This window comes from Streptomyces ipomoeae 91-03 (assembly GCF_000317595.1).
Lineage (GTDB): Bacteria > Actinomycetota > Actinomycetes > Streptomycetales > Streptomycetaceae > Streptomyces > Streptomyces ipomoeae.
Window position 1 is genome coordinate 1 of sequence record NZ_AEJC01000606.1, and the last position, 1,362, is coordinate 1,362.

Below are 1,362 nucleotides of genomic sequence, written 5' to 3' on the forward strand. Positions count from 1 at the left end.
TTGGTTAGGTTGGGACCGGCGTGTCGTATCGGGTCCAGGGTCTTCGGCAGGTGGGGCATGTTCCTGCCCAGCAGACGAGGAGGACTTGGAGCTCGGCCACAACCTGGTAGGTCGTCAGGCCGTGGCCGCTGCTGGCGGGCACAGCCGCTCCAGGGTGCAGAACGCCTGCGCCACCGAGGCCAGGGTGACGTGCCGCAGGAAGCCGTTGAAGGTGCGGCCTTCGAAGTGGCCCAGTCCCAGGGCGGTCTTCAGTTCCCGGTAGTCGTGCTCCACCCGCCAGCGGATCTTCGCCGCACGCACCAGGTGCCGCAGCGGGGTGTCAGCCGGCAGGGTGGACAGCCAGTACTTCACCGGCTGTTCCTCCCCGGCGGGCCACTCGGCCAGCAGCCAGCACACCGGAAGGTCCGCGCCCCGGTGCGCCCGGCGCAGGCGGACCCCGGCCGGGCGCACCCGCAGTGCGGCGAACCGCGAGCGCAGCGGCCCCTTGGAGCCCTGGCGCCAGGTCACCCGGTGCAGGGCGCCGCGCCCGATGCCCAGGACCAGCTCGCGCACCGCGACGGGCTGGTCCCGGTAGCGCACAACGGGCTTGCGGCCGGTGCCCGACCAGGCAGGGGCGGTGCGCGTGGCGGTCTCGGGCAGGACCGCGGTGTCCGAGCGCGCCCCGACCACGTAGGCGATGCCGCGCTCGGTCAGCGCCTCGCGGAAGGCCCCGTCCTGCCCGTAGCCCTCGTCGGCCACCACCAGCGGCGGCTCCAGGCCCCAGCAGCGCAGCTCGTCGACCATGTCGACGGCCAGCTGCCACTTCTCGGCATGCCCCACGCCGGCGGGGATCCGGGCCCGGCGCCGCCTGTGCTCCGCCCGGCCGGCCTCCTCGGCGGGCGCGGCGGCCGCATCCCACGCGGCCGGCAGGAACAGCCGCCGGTTCACCGGGCAGGAGGCGGCATCGGTGACCAGGTGCACGCTCGGCGCGACCTGGCAGTTCGCGGTTTTGCCCAACGCCCCGCAGCACTGCGCGGCCACGCCCGGGGAGGCGTGCCCGTCCTTGGGGAAGGACACGTCATCGACCACCCAGGCATCCGGGCGGATGACCGGCTCCATCCTCCAGGCCACCTCGGCCAGCACCATCTGGTGCGACCACGGGGAGTCGGCCAGGAACTGCTGCAGCCCCTGCCGGTCCACCCCCAGCCGGGCCGCCATCGGCTCCATCGACTTGCGCCGCCCCTCGCCGAGCAGCCCCCGCACATACCGCTCGCCCCACCGCCGCCGGTCAACCCGCCCCAGCGGGGCGAACACCTCGGCCGCGAACGCCGCCAGCCGGTCCTGGGCCTCCACCAGCTCCTGCGGGGTCATGGCCCTCACCCC

General features: G+C 74.5%; 1 protein-coding gene. It reads right to left on the reverse strand.

The genetic code is table 11. The annotated features are described in order from the left end of the window. Nucleotides 1–114: 114 nt before the first annotated feature. The gene (locus tag STRIP9103_RS38900) at nt 115–1,350 is read right to left on the reverse strand and encodes an IS701 family transposase (RefSeq protein ID WP_009329214.1); all 1,236 of its coding nucleotides are present in this window, start codon (nt 1,348–1,350) and stop codon (nt 115–117) included. Nucleotides 1,351–1,362: the final 12 nt, after the last annotated feature.

Bases quoted from the DNA above. Each gene is read 5' to 3' on its own strand.
- STRIP9103_RS38900 (WP_009329214.1), bottom strand. From the start codon at position 1,350: ATGACCCCGCAGGAGCTGGTGGAGGCCCAGGACCGGCTGGCGGCGTTC.